The 235-nt window shown below is 43.8% G+C and carries 1 rRNA gene; it reads left to right on the forward strand.

The window, feature by feature from the left end:
- Positions 1–89: ribosomal RNA gene (gene rrf, locus H5125_RS22010) — 5S ribosomal RNA — on the forward strand; the annotation flags it as partial.
- Positions 90–235: the final 146 nt, after the last annotated feature.

Here is a 235-nt window from a genome sequence, read left to right on the forward strand (position 1 = left end):
CCTGATCCCATTCCGAACTCAGAAGTGAAACACAGTATCGCCGATGGTAGTTTGGGGTCTCCCCATGCGAGAGTAGGTCATTTCCAGGCGCCTAATTGACTCGAAAGAGTAGTGATAAGCCCGTTGCTAACGTAACGGGCTTTTTTACGTCTATAAGCTTTTTTACGTCTATAATTTATAGTGTAGAGTTTGTGATTGGCCAAAACATGACAGCAGTTTGTCGAATATACCCATG

Source organism: Shewanella sp. SR44-4 (assembly GCF_014163715.1).
Classification (GTDB): Bacteria; Pseudomonadota; Gammaproteobacteria; order Enterobacterales; family Shewanellaceae; genus Shewanella.